This window comes from Arthrobacter sp. SLBN-53, from assembly GCF_006715585.1.
Classification (GTDB): Bacteria; Actinomycetota; Actinomycetes; order Mycobacteriales; family Mycobacteriaceae; genus Mycobacterium; species Mycobacterium neoaurum_A.
Map to the genome: position 1 here is coordinate 2,343,989 of NZ_VFNN01000001.1, position 15,542 is coordinate 2,359,530.

General features: G+C 67.5%; 15 protein-coding genes. 12 read left to right on the forward strand and 3 right to left on the reverse strand.

What is annotated here, in order from left to right; genetic code table 11:
• Genes FBY28_RS11195 through FBY28_RS11210 form a run of 4 tightly spaced genes read left to right on the forward strand, consistent with a single transcriptional unit; the run spans position 1 to position 3,981 of the window.
• The gene (locus FBY28_RS11195) at positions 1-600 is read left to right on the forward strand and encodes a DUF4129 domain-containing protein (RefSeq protein ID WP_141866728.1); all 600 of its coding nucleotides are present in this window, start codon (positions 1-3) and stop codon (positions 598-600) included.
• Complete coding sequence (locus FBY28_RS11200) at positions 597-1,709, forward strand: DUF4350 domain-containing protein (RefSeq protein WP_141866730.1); 1,113 nt, start codon at positions 597-599, stop codon at positions 1,707-1,709. Before FBY28_RS11195 ends, FBY28_RS11200 begins: the two co-directional genes overlap by 4 nt.
• Positions 1,706-2,659: an AAA family ATPase gene (locus tag FBY28_RS11205; RefSeq protein ID WP_141866732.1), complete on the forward strand. Its 954-nt coding sequence runs from the start codon at positions 1,706-1,708 to the stop codon at positions 2,657-2,659. The genes FBY28_RS11200 and FBY28_RS11205 overlap by 4 nt, the downstream gene beginning before the upstream one ends.
• Positions 2,659-3,981 carry a DUF58 domain-containing protein gene (locus FBY28_RS11210; RefSeq protein ID WP_141866734.1) on the forward strand — a complete coding sequence of 441 codons (1,323 nt, stop codon included), beginning with the start codon at positions 2,659-2,661 and terminating at the stop codon, positions 3,979-3,981. The genes FBY28_RS11205 and FBY28_RS11210 overlap by 1 nt, the downstream gene beginning before the upstream one ends.
• Here FBY28_RS11210 and FBY28_RS11215 read toward each other — a convergent pair.
• Entirely contained in the window at positions 3,978-4,970 is a 993-nt protein-coding gene (locus FBY28_RS11215; RefSeq protein WP_141866736.1) for a stage II sporulation protein M, read from the reverse strand. The genes FBY28_RS11210 and FBY28_RS11215 overlap by 4 nt on opposite strands.
• 27 nt (positions 4,971-4,997) lie before the next feature.
• Here FBY28_RS11215 and FBY28_RS11220 point away from each other — a divergent pair, with 27 nt between their 5' ends.
• The 3 genes from FBY28_RS11220 (at position 4,998) to lfrA (ending at position 8,049) form a co-directional block, all read left to right on the forward strand.
• Positions 4,998-5,852 (forward strand): RDD family protein, encoded by an 855-nt coding sequence (locus FBY28_RS11220; RefSeq protein ID WP_141866738.1) that lies wholly within the window; start codon positions 4,998-5,000, stop codon positions 5,850-5,852.
• 64 nt (positions 5,853-5,916) lie between these two features.
• A complete protein-coding gene (locus tag FBY28_RS11225; RefSeq protein WP_141866740.1) occupies positions 5,917-6,486 on the forward strand; it encodes a TetR/AcrR family transcriptional regulator in 570 nt (189 codons plus the stop codon).
• A 9-nt stretch (positions 6,487-6,495) separates the two neighbouring features.
• Positions 6,496-8,049, forward strand: a complete 1,554-nt coding sequence (lfrA, locus tag FBY28_RS11230; RefSeq protein WP_141866742.1) for an efflux MFS transporter LfrA — start codon at positions 6,496-6,498, stop codon at positions 8,047-8,049.
• A gap of 99 nt (positions 8,050-8,148) precedes the next feature.
• Here lfrA and FBY28_RS11235 read toward each other — a convergent pair whose 3' ends face one another.
• Positions 8,149-9,426 carry a midas domain-containing protein gene (locus tag FBY28_RS11235; protein WP_141866744.1) on the reverse strand — a complete coding sequence of 426 codons (1,278 nt, stop codon included), beginning with the start codon at positions 9,424-9,426 and terminating at the stop codon, positions 8,149-8,151.
• Between the two features lie 504 nt (positions 9,427-9,930).
• Entirely contained in the window at positions 9,931-11,244 is a 1,314-nt protein-coding gene (locus FBY28_RS11240; RefSeq protein ID WP_141866746.1) for a carotenoid oxygenase family protein, read from the reverse strand.
• 65 nt (positions 11,245-11,309) lie between these two features.
• Between FBY28_RS11240 and FBY28_RS11245 the strand changes: the two genes are divergently transcribed.
• The 5 genes from FBY28_RS11245 (at position 11,310) to FBY28_RS11265 (ending at position 15,532) form a co-directional block, all read left to right on the forward strand.
• A complete protein-coding gene (locus FBY28_RS11245) occupies positions 11,310-11,846 on the forward strand; it encodes a PadR family transcriptional regulator (RefSeq protein WP_141866747.1) in 537 nt (178 codons plus the stop codon).
• 64 nt (positions 11,847-11,910) lie between these two features.
• A complete protein-coding gene (locus tag FBY28_RS11250; RefSeq protein ID WP_141866749.1) occupies positions 11,911-12,600 on the forward strand; it encodes a PadR family transcriptional regulator in 690 nt (229 codons plus the stop codon).
• 20 nt (positions 12,601-12,620) lie between these two features.
• A complete protein-coding gene (locus tag FBY28_RS11255) occupies positions 12,621-13,298 on the forward strand; it encodes a hypothetical protein (RefSeq protein ID WP_141866751.1) in 678 nt (225 codons plus the stop codon).
• Positions 13,295-14,029 carry a class I SAM-dependent methyltransferase gene (locus tag FBY28_RS11260; RefSeq protein WP_216847625.1) on the forward strand — a complete coding sequence of 245 codons (735 nt, stop codon included), beginning with the start codon at positions 13,295-13,297 and terminating at the stop codon, positions 14,027-14,029. Before FBY28_RS11255 ends, FBY28_RS11260 begins: the two co-directional genes overlap by 4 nt.
• 9 nt (positions 14,030-14,038) lie before the next feature.
• The gene (locus tag FBY28_RS11265) at positions 14,039-15,532 is read left to right on the forward strand and encodes a glutamate-cysteine ligase family protein (protein WP_141866755.1); all 1,494 of its coding nucleotides are present in this window, start codon (positions 14,039-14,041) and stop codon (positions 15,530-15,532) included.
• The last annotated feature ends 10 nt before the right edge of the window (positions 15,533-15,542 follow it).

Sequence of the window (15,542 nt, forward strand, 5' to 3'; positions counted from 1 at the left end):
GTGACCGGCCTGAACATCGACGGCGATGCCGCGCATGACGCCGCACAGCGCGAGCTCACCAAACCGATCTATCCCAGACCATCGCTGACCGACCGCCTGACGAGCTGGATCGACGACCTGCTCTACAAGGCCTTCGCCAGCAGCGACTGGTTACCCGGCGGCTGGATCACCCTGGCACTGTTCGTGATCCTGTCCATCGTCGCCATGATCGTCATCATCCGAGTGGCCCGGCGGACCATGCGGTCGACCAGGGACGGCCACGACGCCGTGCTCTCCGACCGCACCCGCAGCGCCGCCCACCATCGCCGGGCCGCCGAGGCCGCCGCCGCGCAGGGCGACTGGACATCGGCGATCCGCGACCGACTGCGTGCGGTGGCACGTGAACTCGAAGAGAGCGGCGCTCTGGACCCTGTTCCGGGCCGCACCGCCACCGAACTGGCCGTCACCGCCGGCGCCGCGCGTCCCGAACTTCGGATCGAATTGTCCTCGGCGGCCGAGACATTCAACGGGGTCAGTTACGGTGACCGGCCGGGCAGCGCCGAACAGTACCACCAGATAGTCGAACTCGACGAGCACCTGCGCGGAGCCAGCACCCGATGACCAGGCGACGTTGGCGCACGGCGCGGATCATGGGGCTGGCAATCGTGTTGATCGTGGCGGTCTCCGCATTGGGCGCCTACCTGACCGCGCCGCGTGGGGGCGGACTGCTGGCGGCCGACTCGACCGCGCCCGACGGCGCGCACGCACTGGTGACGCTGCTGCGAGATCAGGGTATCGATGTCGTGGTGGCCGATGATGTCGACGAGGTCGCCGCGGCCGCCCGCCCCGACACGTTGATCGCCGTCGCCCAGACGTTCTTCCTGCTCGACGGCGACGTCCTGGACCGGTTGGCCGCCCTTCCCGGTGATCGGCTGCTCATCGCGCCGACCGGTGTGACCCGCGAAGACCTGGCACCGGGGATCGACGTGGACGGGACCGCCCAGTTCGGCGGCCGGCCGGACTGTGATCTCCGCGAGGCCGTCACCGCCGGTGATGTGCAACTCGGGTTCAGCGATACCTTCGCCAGGACCGACGACGGCGCGGCCACCCGCTGTTACGGCGGAGCCTTGTTGCGCTATCAGGACGGCGGGCGCACCGTGACCCTCGTCGGGAGCGGCGCCTTCATGACCAACGCCGGGCTTCTCGGACAGGGCAGCGCCGCGCTGGCGATGAATCTGTCCGGCACCCACCAACGCGTCATCTGGTATGCCCCGCAACGGATCGAAGGTGAGACGACCGGTTCGACATCGCTGGTCGATCTGATACCGGCCCAAGTCGTCTGGGCCGTACTGCAGATCGGTCTCGCCGTGCTGCTGGTCGCCTGGTGGCGCGCGCGCCGGCTCGGCCCGTTGGTCGCCGAGCGACTGCCCGTGGTGGTGCGGGCGTCGGAGACCGTCGAGGGCAGGGCCCGGTTGTATCGCTCCCGGCGGGCCCGTGACCGCGCCGCCGCGGCACTACGCAGCGCGGCACTGTCCCGATTGCGCCCGCGGCTGGGCCTGGACCTGCGCTCGTCGCCGGACGGAATCGTTCATGCGGTGGCCGGTCGCACCGGAGCAGACGCGCAGGCGCTGTCGCACACCCTGTTCGGACCCCCGCCCAGCACCGACGAGCAACTGCTCGCGCTGGCACGGCAGCTCGACGATATCGAAAGGCAGGTCGCACAGTCGTGACACAACCCGAGGCCGCACGGGAGGCGCTACTCGCCCTGCGCGCAGAAATCTCCAAGGCCGTCGTCGGACAGGACGCCGTGATCAGCGGGCTGGTGATCGCCCTGCTCTGCCGCGGGCACGTCCTGCTCGAGGGCGTACCCGGGGTGGCCAAGACGCTGCTGGTGCGCAGCCTTGCCGCGACCCTGCGGCTGGACTTCACGCGTGTTCAGTTCACCCCGGATCTGATGCCCGGCGATGTGACCGGTTCACTGGTCTACGACGCCCGCACCGCCGAGTTCGCTTTCCGCGCCGGCCCGGTGTTCACCAATCTGCTGCTGGCAGACGAGATCAACCGCACGCCGCCCAAGACCCAGGCAGCGCTGTTGGAGGCCATGGAGGAGCGGCAGGTCACCATCGACGGCGCGGCTCGCGCACTGCCCGACCCGTTCATCGTCGCGGCCACCCAGAATCCGATCGAGTACGAGGGCACCTATCAGCTGCCGGAGGCCCAACTGGACCGGTTCCTGTTGAAGCTCAACGTGCCGTTGCCACCACGTGATCAGGAGATCGCGATATTGCACCGGCATGCAACGGGTTTCGATCCCCGCAATCTCTCCGCGCTGACCGCGGTGGCCGGACCGGACGATCTGGCGGCCGGCCGTGCGGCCGTGCGCCAGGTGATGGCCGCCCCCGAGATCCTCGGATACATCGTCGACATCGCCGGCGCCACCAGGACATCACCGGCCCTTCAGCTCGGGGTGTCACCGCGCGGTGCGACCGCGCTGCTGGCCACCGCACGATCCTGGGCATGGCTGTCGGGTCGCAACTTCGTGACTCCCGACGATGTCAAGGCGATGGCACGGCCGACGTTGCGGCACCGGATCGCGCTGCGGCCGGAGGCCGAACTGGAGGGCGCCGATGCCGACGGCGTCCTGGACGGAATCCTGGCGTCGGTGCCGGTGCCGCGGTAATGGTTCTCACCGGGCGGGCCGGACTGCTGGCGCTGCTTGGCGTGCTGCCGGTGGTCGTCTCGCCATGGCCGGCAACGATGTTCGTGGTCGTGGCCGTGACGATCGGCGCACTGCTGATCGCCGATGCGCTGCTGGCCGCCGGCCTCGACCGGCTGGTGCTGCGGCGCACCGGGGACAGCACCGCCCGTCTGGGCCAACCGGTGCGCATCGAGCTCGAGGTGCACCATGGCGGAAAACGGCGGCTGCGCGGGCAGATCCGCGATGCCTGGGCACCCAGCGCGCGGGCCCGGCCCCGGGTCCAGCGGCTCGATATCCCCGCCGGCGGGCGCGCCAGGATCGCCACCGAGCTCGCGCCGGTGCGCCGTGGCGATCAGTACGCCGCGCATGTGACCGTGCGGGCGATCGGCCCGTTGGGGTTGGCCGGGCGGCAGCGCACGACGCACGCCGACTGGCAGGTACGCGTCCTACCGCCGTTCCTGTCCCGTAAGCACCTTCCGTCGCGGCTGGCCAAACTGCGCGAGCTCGACGGGATGGTCCCGGTCTTGATCCGCGGGCAGGGTACCGAGTTCGACACACTTCGCGAATACGTCGACGGCGACGACGTGCGGTCCATCGACTGGCGAGCCACCGCGCGGCGGGGTGATGTCGTGGTGCGGACCTGGCGCCCGGAGCGGGACCGGCGGGTGGTGATCGTGCTGGACACCGGCCGGACCTCGGCGGGCCGGATCGGGGTGGACCCGCTGTCGTCCGACCCGGCGGGGTGGCCTCGGCTGGATTGGTCGATGGATGCCGCGCTGTTGTTGGCCGCGCTGGCCTCGCGGGCCGGTGACCACGTCGACTTCCTGGCACACGACCGGGTCAGCCGGGCCGGTGTGTTCGGCGCCTCGCGACGGGAACTGTTGGCGCAGTTGGTCTCGGCGATGGCGCCCCTGGAGCCGGCTCTGCTCGAATCCGACGCGACGGCCATGGTGGCCGCCGTGCAGCGCCGCGTTCGCCGGCGTGCCCTGGTGGTGTTGCTGACCGATCTGAACGCCTCGGCTCTGGACGAGGGCCTGCTGCCGGTACTACCGCAGCTGTCGGCGCGCCACCAGGTGATGGTGGCCGCCGTGACCGATCCGCGGGTCGACGCGTTGGCCTCGGGGCGCTCCGATGCCGCGCAGGTCTACGACGCGGCGGCCGCCGAGCGGGCCCGCAACGATCGCCGCGATATCGCGGACCGGTTGCGGGGGTACGGTGTCGACGTCATCGACGCCGCACCGCAGGATCTGGCACCCGCACTGGCCGACCGCTATCTGGCGATGAAGGCCACCGGCCGGCTCTAGCCCGTCGGGACGACGTCCGGGGCGTCCTCGACATCGCCGCTCAGGCCCGCTCGACGGGCGGCTCTCCCGAAGTGCACGACATAGCCGAGGAACGCGATCTCGGCGGCCACCCCGATGGTGACGCGCGCCCAGGTCGGCAGCGACGACGGGGTGACCAGCGCCTCGATCAACCCGGAGATCAGCAGCACCACCACCAGCCCACCGGCCACTGCGACCACCGCGCGGCCGCGCTCGGCGAGCAGCTGTGACCGCGGCCGGTCACCGGGTGAGACGACCGACCAGCCCAGCCGCATCCCCGCGGCGGCCGCCAGGAACACCGCGGTCAGTTCGAGCAGGCCGTGCGGGGTGATCAACCCCAGGAACAGGTCTCCCTTTCCGGCGCCGAACATCAGACCGCCGGACACGCCGACGTTGGCGGCGTTCTGGAACAGCACCCACGGAATGGGCAGGCCGAGCAGGACCGCGAACGCGATGCACTGGGCGGCGACCCAGGCGTTGTTGACCCAGACCCGCAGCCCGAACGAACCGGCCGGGTTCTCGCTGTAATACGCCTCGAAGTCGTGGTTGATCAACTGCTGCAGTTCCGCGGGTGTGCCCAATGTCGCGCGCACCTCGGGATTGCCGGCCACCCAGAATCCGATGACGATCGCGACCACGAGGAAGCCCAGCGCAGACCCGAGCCACCACCGTCGACAGTCATAGGCCACCAGCGGGAAGGAGACCGTCCAGAACCGGATGAATTCGCGCCACAGCGGCGCCCGTACCCCGGTGACGGCCGATCGGGCCCGCGCCACCAGCCCGGACAGCTTCGCGACCAACACCGCATCCCCGGCGGAACTGCGCACCACCGAAAGATGGGTGGACACCCGCTGATACAGATCGACCAGCTCGTCGATCTCGGCCCCGGTCAGGTTGCGCCGCCGCTTCAGCAGCTGCTCCAGCCGGTTCCATGCCGGGGTGTGGGCGAGCACGAACGCATCGACATCCACGCTGGCGATCCTAGTAGCGTTCGGGGCATGGTCATGCAGCCAGAACCCGTGGTGACCGGCGACGCCGTGCAACTCGAGGTGTCGATCGCCCAGCTACCGGTGCGTGCGGCCGCGGCGTTGATCGACGTCATGGTGATGGGCTTCGGATACCTGATCCTGTCGATGTTGTGGGCGCTGACCCTGGCCGATTTCGATCCGGCGCTCTCGGCGGCGGTGCTGATCATCTTCCTCGTGCTGGTGCTGGTCGGCTATCCGGTGACGTTCGAGATGGCCTCCGGCGGACGCTCGCTGGGCAAGATGGCATTGGGTTTACGGGTCGTATCCGATGACGGCGGTCCGGAACGGCTGCGACAGGCGGTTTTTCGGGCGTTGTCCAGTGTGATCGAGATATGGATGCTGACCGGCGGACCCGCGGTGATCTGCAGCATGCTCTCCCCGAAGGGCAAACGTATCGGTGACGTGTTCGCAGGCACCATCGTGATCAGCGAGCGCGCGCCCAAGCTGAGCCCGCCGCCGCCGATGCCGCCGGGATTGGCGTGGTGGGCTGTGACATTGCAGCTGTCCGGGCTGGGCGCCGAGCAGGCGAACATGGCGCGGCAATTCCTCTCCCGGTCGGCGCAGCTACAGCCGCAGGTGCGCGCCGAGATGGGGCAGCGCATCGCCGGTCAGGTTGTGGCGAGAATCTCGCCCCCGCCGCCGCCCGGCGCCTCCGCCGAGGAGGTACTGGCGGCGGTCCTGGCCGAGCGGCACCGCCGCGAGCTGGTCCGCCTGCAGGTGCCGCAGTCTCCGGGGGTGCCTGGGCCGGGCCTGCCCCCGGCACCATCGTCGACGCCCCCGCCACCGCCGCAGCCACCGACCGCGGGGTTCTCGGCACCCACCTGAAAGCACATCCCCATAATGGGACACAGCTGTCTCATTATGGGAGTTTTATGCTAGCTTTAGCGTCATGAGTGTCCACGACATCGGTGAAACCGGAGCGCGCAATCGCACCCGGCGCGCCATCGTGGAGGCAGCCATCGGCGTCATGACCGACAACCCGACCGCGCCACTGTCCGAGATCGCCGATGCCGCCGGCGTCGGTCGCAGCACGCTGCACCGGTATTTCCCCGAGCGGATGGACCTGCTGCGCGCGGTCGCCCTCCAGGTGCATGCCGCCAGCAACGCGGCCATCGAGGCCGCCGACCCGGAGTGCGGTCCGATGATCCCGGCATTGCGCAGGGTCGTGGAGAGTCAGCTCGACCTCGGTCCGATCATGCAGTACGTCTACACCGAACCGCTGATCCAGTCCGACCGTGAGCTGGCGGCCTTCCTGGACACCGGCGATGAGGTCATCAGCGAAATCCTCTCGCGCATCACGGCAGAGGGCCCCGCATATCCCCCAGGGTGGTCACGGCGGGTCTTCTGGTCACTGCTTCTGACCGGCTACTCCGCCGTCCGGGACGACGGCATCCCCCGCCAACAGGTCGTCGACGCCATCATGAACAGCCTCACCCAGGGCACCATCACTTCCCCATAAGGACCCCTCATGACCACCCATTCCGATGCGACCGCATCGGTGACATCACCGGCGGCCACACCCCGGCGCGCCTGGCTGGCGCTGGCAGTTCTCACCCTTCCGGTGATGCTCATCGCCATCGACAACACCGTGCTGGCCTTCGCCTTGCCTGCCATCGCCGAGGATTTCCGGCCGCCGGCGGCCACCCAGCTGTGGATCGTCGATGTGTACTCCCTGGTGCTGGCGGCCCTACTGGTCGCCATGGGCAGCATCGGAGACCGGATCGGCCGGCGGCGTCTGCTGCTGATCGGCGGCGCCGGGTTCGCCGTCGTGTCGGCCGCGGCCGCCTTCGCACCCACTGCCGAGATGCTGGTGCTTGCCCGCGCGGTGCTCGGCTTCTTCGGCGCCATGCTGATGCCCTCGACGCTGTCGCTGATCCGCAACATCTTCACCGAGGCCTCGGCGCGCCGGCTCGCGATCGCCATCTGGGCCTCGTGCTTCACTGCCGGATCCACCCTGGGACCGATCGTCGGCGGCGCGCTGTTGGAGCATTTCCATTGGGGCGCAGTGTTCCTGATCGCGGTGCCGATCCTGTTACCGCTGCTGATCCTGGCGCCCAAGCTCGTCCCCGAGTCCAAGGACCCGAATCCGGGCCCGCTGGATCCGATCAGCGTCGCGCTGTCCTTCCTGGCGATGCTGCCCTTCGTCTGGGCCGTCAAGACCGTGGCGCATGACGGGCCCTCACCGGTCGTGGCGGCGGCGTTCGCACTCGGCATCGGTGCCGGCGTGCTGTTCGTCCGACGCCAGACCCGCAGTGCCACACCGATGCTCGACATGGCACTGTTCCGGTCCGGCCCGTTCACCTCGTCGATCCTGGCGAACTTCCTGTCCATCGTGGGGCTGATCGGATTCATCTTCTTCGTGTCCCAGCACCTGCAGCTGGTGCTCGGGCTGAGCCCGTTGATGGCCGGTCTGGTCACCTTGCCGGGTGCGGTGCTGTCGATGATCGCCGGCATCTCGGTGGTCAAGGCCGCCAAGCACTTCTCACCGCAGGCACTGATCGTGTTCGGTCTGGTGTTCGTCGCCGCGGGCTTCATCATGATCCTGCTGTTCCGCCACGACCTGTCGGTGACGGCGGTGATCGTGTCGTTCCTGGTCCTCGAGCTGGGTGTCGGTGTGTCGCAGACCATCTCCAACGACACCATCGTTGCGTCGGTGCCCGCAGCGAAAGCCGGTGCGGCATCGGCGGTCTCCGAGACCGCCTACGAGCTGGGCGCGGTGGTCGGTGCGGCCACCCTCGGCACCATCTTCACCGCGTTCTACCGCGCCAACGTCGAGGTGCCCGCGGGGCTGACAGCGGCCCAGACCGGCGATGCAGCCGAGAGCATCGGCGGGGCCACCTCGGTGGCGCGCGACCTGCCACCCGAGACCGCCCGGCAGCTGCTGGACTCGGCGCACGCGGCGTTCGACTCGGGTATCGCACCGACGGCGTCCATCGCCGCCGTACTGGCCCTGACCGCTGCGGCCGTCGTCATCGTCGCGTTCCGGCGCACACCGGAGGCGCCGCACCCGGCAGACCGGTGACCGTGCGGCCGTCGTTGCACGCGGTCAGGCCTGCCGATACGCAGAGAGTTTCCCCAGCCGAAAGCGACGGGGGAAACTTCTCTCCGGAGACGTGTCGGCTCAGGCCGCGGCCCGGGAACCCGAGTCGCTCGACCCCGAGTCCGAGATCGAGCCGGAATCACCCTTCTCGGAGTCCGTTTCGTTCCTGTCGGACTCACCATGGCCCGACTCACCCTTGGCGGACTCAGCCTTGGCGGACTCAGCCTTGTCTGAGTCGGTGTCGCCCTTCACATCATCGGTGGTGTCATTCTTCAGCTCGTCCTTGAGATCGTTCTTCAGGTCGGGCGTGGTGTCCTCGACATCGGTGTCCGTTTCTATCGACGCATCCTCGATGCCGCCGCCGGTATCGGACGCCGCCTCCTGATCGGTCTCAGCCGTCTCGGCGGGCTCTTGGGCCGCGGGCTCCGCACTCGCCGGCTCCTCGGCATTGACGACAGGTGTGACGGCCTGCGCACCGCCGTCACCGGTCGTCTCGGTACCGGGGATGGAGATCGTCACCGTGTCCGCGGTCGCCGCGGGAACACTGGCGACCTCGGCGGTACGGTTGACAGTCGTCGGTTGACCGGCCTTGAGTGCATCGACGATCACCCCGCGGATGTAGGGCACCGTCTGGACCATGAAATCGCTGATATGGGTGATCGTGTTGAGCAACACATCGGCCACACCGTTCTGGAGGGCATTGATCACGTTGATCGGATCCAGCGTGGCGATCGACTCGAGTATCGACTGGGTGACATTCACGAAGTTCTGCAGCACCGGGGTGGTACCGACCGGAAACCCGATCCCGATGAAGGTCTGAGCAAGGGCGACGGTGAGTGCGAGCCCGGACTCGAACGCCGCCCCGACCAGTTCCTGCCCGACCGCGAAGGGCCGTTCCAACGCCGCCTGCAGCGGCACGGTGACGCCGGTGATGAAGTTCAGGATCGGGTTCAGCCCGCTGGCGACCAAGCTGTCGATCGCGCCGTTGACATCGCCGGTGCGCAGGATCGCTCCGGCGGCCTGCAAGGCAGCCGGAAGTCCCTGAACCAATTCGGTGAGTGCGGCACCGCCGCCGTTGACCGCGGCCAGCAGCTGTCGGACGGTGTACTCCTGGTTGGCGAAGATCTGCCGCAGGATCGGGAACGGATCGGCGAATTCGGTCTGCAACGTCTCCCGAATCAGATCGCCGGCGGCATGGACGACCGGGGTGAAAACCGTGATCGGGTTGTCGATCGAGGCGGTGAGGTTGACGGTGGGCAGGTGCAGATCCGCGCGCGGCGCGATCGGCGCCACTGCGATCACGCTGGCCCCGACGAGTGCGACGCCGACCGTGACATACGGTTTCATCGTCAGTTGCATGGACATTCTTCTTTGCCATCCCTTCACGCAGATCCCCCGGACCGGACAGAACTTACCCGCAAGTAAGTTTCGATCAAGATGGATCTGTAAAGTTTCAGGGACGGACAAATTACGCGTGGCGTCAGCATGCGAATTCACAATGTTGCTGGTGAAGGCGCTTTTTGCCCGTCGTAGCAATATCAGCAATCAAAACCCTTTGACACGGCAATAATGCCATGTGGAATTTAATCCCTTCGCCCAGCAAGGTCACAGAGAGCCATAAACCCGTTTGCCGCACTAAGTTACTCACCGGTACTGACCTGCGTGATCTGTCACACATTCGCCGGTATCAGTGGTGTAGACCACTGATACCTCTGCAAACGGCCGCCGCCATTCCATCGGACACGAGCCGTACTCAGATGGCCGCTTTCAGCAACGGCGGCCGGCTGCGATACCGGCGTAGCCGCACCACCGCAACGGCCGGCAACTGCTACGGATCGCGTGTCTCACATGATGAGACGAACGTCAGGCCTCGATCCAGTTCCCGTGGAACCCGAAGGGCACCCGTTGCGGCAGCATGACGGTTGCGACCGGATCACCGGCGAAGTCGGAGGCGTCCAGGATCACCAGCTCACTGCCGTCTCGGGTCGGGTCGTACACGTAGCTGATGTACCAGCCGTTGCTCTCGTCGGCAGGCCCGGGACCGGGGACGAAAACGGCCTCACCGGACACCGACGATCCGAAGGAATGGGCCACGGCCGAACCGGTGCCGAGGTCATGGCGCACCAACTCGGCCTGGCCCACCGACACGGCGTAGCGGGCAGGCAGCCCGGACAATCGGTCGTCGATCCGTGGGAACTCGACGGCGCGGTCGTCGATCTGGCGCTCCGAGACCACCGACCGATCCAGGTCGATGCGCCACTCCCACAGCACCGCCTGCTCGGCGAAGCCACAGTCGGTGCGCCACAGCTCCGGATACCGGACCGCCTGCAGCACAATGCTGTTCGCGCTGTCGAAGGCGTTGGCGACATGGAACACGTAACACGGGTCGATCTCGAACCAGCGGATCTCACCGAACGGGTCGTCGCGGCGCAGCACACCGAGGCGCGCGCCGTACTCGTCACTCCAGCGGTAGGGCATCTGACCCTCACCCTTGGTGGCGATGTCGATATCGAATACCACCGGCAGATCCATGAAGATGATGTGCTCGGCGGTCATCGCGAAGTCGTGCATCATGGTGAGCGCACCGACCTCGACGGGGCGGTCGATGATCAGCTCGCCGTCCGCGGCGACCCGGTGGTAGGTGACATGCGGGGCGACGAGACTGCCGTATCCGAAGAAATGCATCTCCCCCGTCGTCGGACAGATCTTGGGATGGGCGGTCATCGAATCGGTGAGCTTTCCACCGAAATCGTAGGCGCCCAACGTCTCCAACTCCCTGCCGATCTCATAGGGGAATGACGACTCCACCAGGGCGAGGGTGCGGCCGGCGTGGTTGACCACGTGGGTGTTGGCGACGGCCGATCGGAGATTCCGCGTGCCGTCAGGGTTGTAGACCGGGATGTCGGCGTCGAAGCTGTCGGTGCGAACCCAGCGGTTGCGGTACCACTTCGCCGCGCCGTCCTCGATGCGCACGCCGTGGATCATGCCGTCACCGGTGAACCAGTGCCCCGCGGCTTCCCGCGGATTCGGCCCGTTGCGCAGGTACCAGCCGTTCAGTTCCGGCGGGATCGCCCCACGGGTCGGTAGGTCGTAGGCGGTCAGCTCGTCGGCTACGGGTGCGTAGTTGCCGCGCCGGAAGAAGTCGCCGGTCTCGGGTAGGGCGGAGCCTGAGGACATGAACACACCATCACATTCCACTAGTGACATGTCAATAGTGGAATGACGGAAGCTAAGCTCCTCCCATGAGTTTGCGAATGGCCGCCCTCGGCATGCTGGCACAACAACCTGGAAGCGGGTATGACCTGCTCAAACGGTTCGAGATGTCGATGTCCAATGTCTGGCCCGCCACCCAGAGCCAGCTCTACGCAGAGCTGAACCGACTGGCCGATCACGGTCTGATCGAGGTGGCCGAGATCGGCCCGCGGGGCCGCAAGCTCTATCGCGTCACGACGGCCGGGCAATCCGAATTACTGCGGTGGATCGCCAACCCCCAGGACGATCCGCCCTATCGCAGCCCCGAACTCCTTCGCATCTTCCTGCTCGGCGAACTGCCCCGCGCCGAGGCGGCCGAGCATGTCCGCGGCCTCGCCGAGCATGCCGAGTCCGAACTGACCAGGCTGACCGCGCTGCGAGACAGCCCGGACTGCACCGATATGCCCGCGAAGGACTTCTACGGATTCGCGGCCCTGCAGTACGGCCTGCGCTTCCAGGCGATGCAGGCCGAGTGGGCGCGCTGGCTCGAATCCGCCATCGTCGAATCAGACGTTGCATCTCGATAGTTTCCGATATATCGTCAACGTATCGAAGTACATCGAGTGCTTCCCTACCGAAACGGAAACCCACATGAACACGCCTTTCAACTCCCACCCTGGCGCCACACCCTTTGGCGCAGCACCCTTTGACGCAGCACACTTCGGGGCCGCCCCCGGTCGCTTCGGCTTCGACCGTCGACATGCCCGCCGCGAACTCCGCGAGCAGGTCCGCGGCCCGCAGGGACCGTTCGGTCCCGGCTTCGGCTTCGGCCCCTCGTTCGGTCCCGGCTTCGGCTTCGGCCCCGGTCCGCGCGGCGGACACCGCGGACGCGGTGGTCGCGGACGCGGCAGGCGCGGTGACGTCCGCGCGGCGATCCTCGCCCTGCTCACCGACCGGCCGATGCACGGTTACGAGATGACGCAGGAGATCGCCGCCCGCAGCAACGATCTGTGGAAGCCCAGCCCGGGCTCGGTCTACCCGACCCTGCAACTGCTCGTCGACGAGGGCCTGATCGTCCCCACCGAGAGTTCGGGTAGCAAGAAGACCTTCGAACTGACCGAGGAAGGCCGGGCCGCGGCCGAGAAGATCGAAACCCCGCCGTGGGAAGAGATCGCCGGCGATGCCGATCCGAACGAGATGAATCTGCGAGCGGCCCTCGGTCAGCTCTTCGGCGCCGTCGCGCAGGCGGCCCATGCCGCCAGCGACGACCAACAGCAGCGCATCCTCGATATCGTCAACAACGCCCGTCGCGAGGTCTACCAGATCCTCGGCGAGGAGTGACTCGCTAGCATCGGGTCACGATGAACACCGACACTCTCGTCAACTACTTGGTGCCCGTCGCGGCGGCGATCCTGACCGCAGCCGGTGGTGTCCTCGGCGTCAGCTTCCGCGACGCCGACGCCTACGAGCGCCGGCGCGCCATGTGGTTGTTCATGTTGGTGGTCGCCACCGGCATCGTGACCATGGCCGCCATGGACTCGGCCGCCGGTGTCGGTAAGCCGGTCGCCGCGGCAGGGCTGACAGTCTCAGCCTGCGCCGCGGCGATCGGCACCCACTTCCTCTGGCGGCGTGTCGTTCCCGACGCCGAACCCCGTACCGTGCGGCTGGCCAGGATCGCGATCGGCCTGGCCGTGGCCGTCATCGTCGCCTCGGTGGCGCTGACCTACGTGGCGGGCAAGGGGTGCCGGCAGGCCGAGCCGCTGATGACGACGGCGTGGGTGGAGTCGGGATATGCGCAGCCCGGCATCCCGGGCCGCGGTCCGACCTCTGGCGAGGTCGCCGATTGGGCCAAACGGATCCACGCCGACGCCGACAAGGTCACCGCGAACGGCATCCGCGACCGGGCCCAACGGCTGGCCGGGATCGCCGACGAGATCGCCGCCGCGGCGGCCGACGGCGATTGGGCCCGCCAGGCCTTGATCAGCACCGAGTACTTCGACGTGCTGGGGACCCTGCTGAAGGAATGCAAGCCCCAGTGACCGGGATCGACGGGATGCCGCGAGGGGGACCCGACGCATCGTGTCTGGACCGCCTGCTGTGGACCGACCGATCCGAATACCTGGACCGCAGCGATGTCGATCCCGGCGTGAGGCGCAGCGTCGTCGATGCGTTGAACTGGACCGGTCGCGTCTTCGGCAGCCATGAGCAGTTCGCGGCCATCGCGCTCGATGAGATCGCCGACATTCCCGACCCGCGCATCCTGGAACTCGGCGCGGGCCACGGTGCACTCGCGACGAAGCTGCTCGAATTCCATCCGAGCGCCCATGTCACCGTCACCGATGTCGCGGTCGACGCGGTGGCGACCATGGCCGCCGGTCCACTCGGCGAGCATCCGCGGGCGACGGTGCGGGTGGTGGACGCGACGTCGATCGACGCCCCGGATCGACAGTTCGCGCTCGCGGTCTTCGCATTGTCCTTCCACCATCTGCCCCCGGCCGCTGCCGCCGCCGTGCTGACCGAGGGCACCCGAGTTGCCGACAAACTGCTGATCATCGACCTGCCACGGCCGCCCGCCCCGGTGCATGTGTTGCGGTTGGCGACCATGCTGCCGCTGGCCCCGTTCGTCCCGTTCGTGCACGACGGTGTCATCAGTTCGCTGCGCAGCTACAGCCCGTCGGCCTTGCGCGCACTGGCCGATCACGCGGGTGTCGACATCGAGTTGCGCAACAGTCTGTTCGGACCACAGATCGCGGTGGCCACCCGGCGCTAGTCTCGACCTGTGGGCGAGGAGATCTCAGGCACGGAGTTCAGCCGCGAACAACGCCGGGAGTACCGGCGCAAGGTGCAACTGTGCCTGGACGTCTTCGAAACGATGCTGTCGCAATCCAGTTTCGAGTTCGACCGCCCGCTCACCGGCATGGAGATCGAGTGCAACCTGGTCGACGACGAGTACCAGCCCACGTTGCGCAACCGTGAGGTGCTCGCGGCCATCGCCGACCCCGCTTACCAAACCGAACTCGGCGCCTACAACATCGAATTCAATGTGCCGCCACGGCCGTTGCCCGGTCAGTCCGCGCTCGAGCTGGAGACCGAGGTGCGCGCCAGCCTCAACGCCGCCGAAGCCAAGGCAAACGCCCATGGCGCACACATCGTGATGATCGGCATCCTGCCGACGCTGCTGTCGGAGCATCTGCAATCCGGTTGGATGAGTGACTCGACGCGGTATCAGGCGCTCAACGACTCGATCTTCACCGCCCGCGGCGAGGATATCGACATCGATATCGCCGGCCCCGAGCGGCTGTGCCTGCAATCGGCCGATATCGCACCCGAATCCGCCTGCACGAGCATGCAATTGCATTTGCAGGTATCACCGGCCGATTTCGCCAAGAACTGGAATGCCGCACAGGTCCTCGCCGGGCCACAGCTTGCCCTCGGCGCCAATTCCCCGTACTTCTTCGGCCACGAGCTGTGGGCCGAGACCCGCGTCGAACTGTTCGGTCAGGCCACCGACACCCGTCCCGACGAGCTCAAGACCCAGGGCGTACGTCCCAGGGTGTGGTTCGGCGAACGCTGGATCACCTCGATCTTCGACCTCTTCGAGGAGAACGTGCGGTACTTCCCGTCGCTGCTGCCCGAGCTCTCCGATGAGGACCCGGTGGCCACCTTGGCCGCGGGCGGCACCCCGCAACTTGCGGAGCTGCGATTGCACAACGGCACCATCTACCGGTGGAACCGGCCGGTGTACGACATCGTCGGCGACGGTGCCGATGCCAAACCCCACCTGCGGGTCGAGAACCGGGTCCTGCCCGCGGGCCCGACGGTCATCGACATGCTGGCCAACTCGGCCTTCTACTACGGCACGTTGCGCGCACTCACCGATGACGAACGCCCACTGTGGACCAAGATGAGTTTCGCTGCCGCCGAACACAACTTCACCGCTGCGGCGCGCCACGGCATGGACGCCCGGCTGTACTGGCCGGGCCTGGGCGAGGTGACACCGGACGAGCTCGTCCTGCGTGAGCTGCTCCCCCTGGCCCACGAGGGATTGCGCCGGTGGGGCGTGTCGGCCGAGGTGCGCGACCGCTACCTCGGGGTCATCGAAGGTCGGGCCAAGAGCGGACGCAACGGTGCGACCTGGCAGACGAGCACCGTGCACGCGCTGCAGGAGCGCGGTCTGGCGCGCCCCGCCGCGCTGGCGGAAATGTTGCGGCTGTACTGCGAATCCATGCACTCCAACACCCCGGTCCACACCTGGGAGATACCGGCACCCTAGGTTCGAATAC

Excerpts from the sequence above, each read along its gene's own strand:
- FBY28_RS11200 (WP_141866730.1), top strand. The coding sequence starts at position 597 with ATGACCAGGCGACGTTGGCGCACGGCGCGGATCATGGGGCTGGCAATC.
- FBY28_RS11210 (WP_141866734.1), top strand. The coding sequence starts at position 2,659 with ATGGTTCTCACCGGGCGGGCCGGACTGCTGGCGCTGCTTGGCGTGCTG.
- FBY28_RS11220 (WP_141866738.1), top strand. The coding sequence starts at position 4,998 with ATGGTCATGCAGCCAGAACCCGTGGTGACCGGCGACGCCGTGCAACTC.
- FBY28_RS11225 (WP_141866740.1), top strand. The coding sequence starts at position 5,917 with ATGAGTGTCCACGACATCGGTGAAACCGGAGCGCGCAATCGCACCCGG.
- lfrA (WP_141866742.1), top strand. The coding sequence starts at position 6,496 with ATGACCACCCATTCCGATGCGACCGCATCGGTGACATCACCGGCGGCC.
- FBY28_RS11235 (WP_141866744.1), bottom strand. The coding sequence starts at position 9,426 with ATGCAACTGACGATGAAACCGTATGTCACGGTCGGCGTCGCACTCGTC.
- FBY28_RS11240 (WP_141866746.1), bottom strand. The coding sequence starts at position 11,244 with ATGTCCTCAGGCTCCGCCCTACCCGAGACCGGCGACTTCTTCCGGCGC.
- FBY28_RS11245 (WP_141866747.1), top strand. The coding sequence starts at position 11,310 with ATGAGTTTGCGAATGGCCGCCCTCGGCATGCTGGCACAACAACCTGGA.
- FBY28_RS11250 (WP_141866749.1), top strand. The coding sequence starts at position 11,911 with ATGAACACGCCTTTCAACTCCCACCCTGGCGCCACACCCTTTGGCGCA.
- FBY28_RS11255 (WP_141866751.1), top strand. The coding sequence starts at position 12,621 with ATGAACACCGACACTCTCGTCAACTACTTGGTGCCCGTCGCGGCGGCG.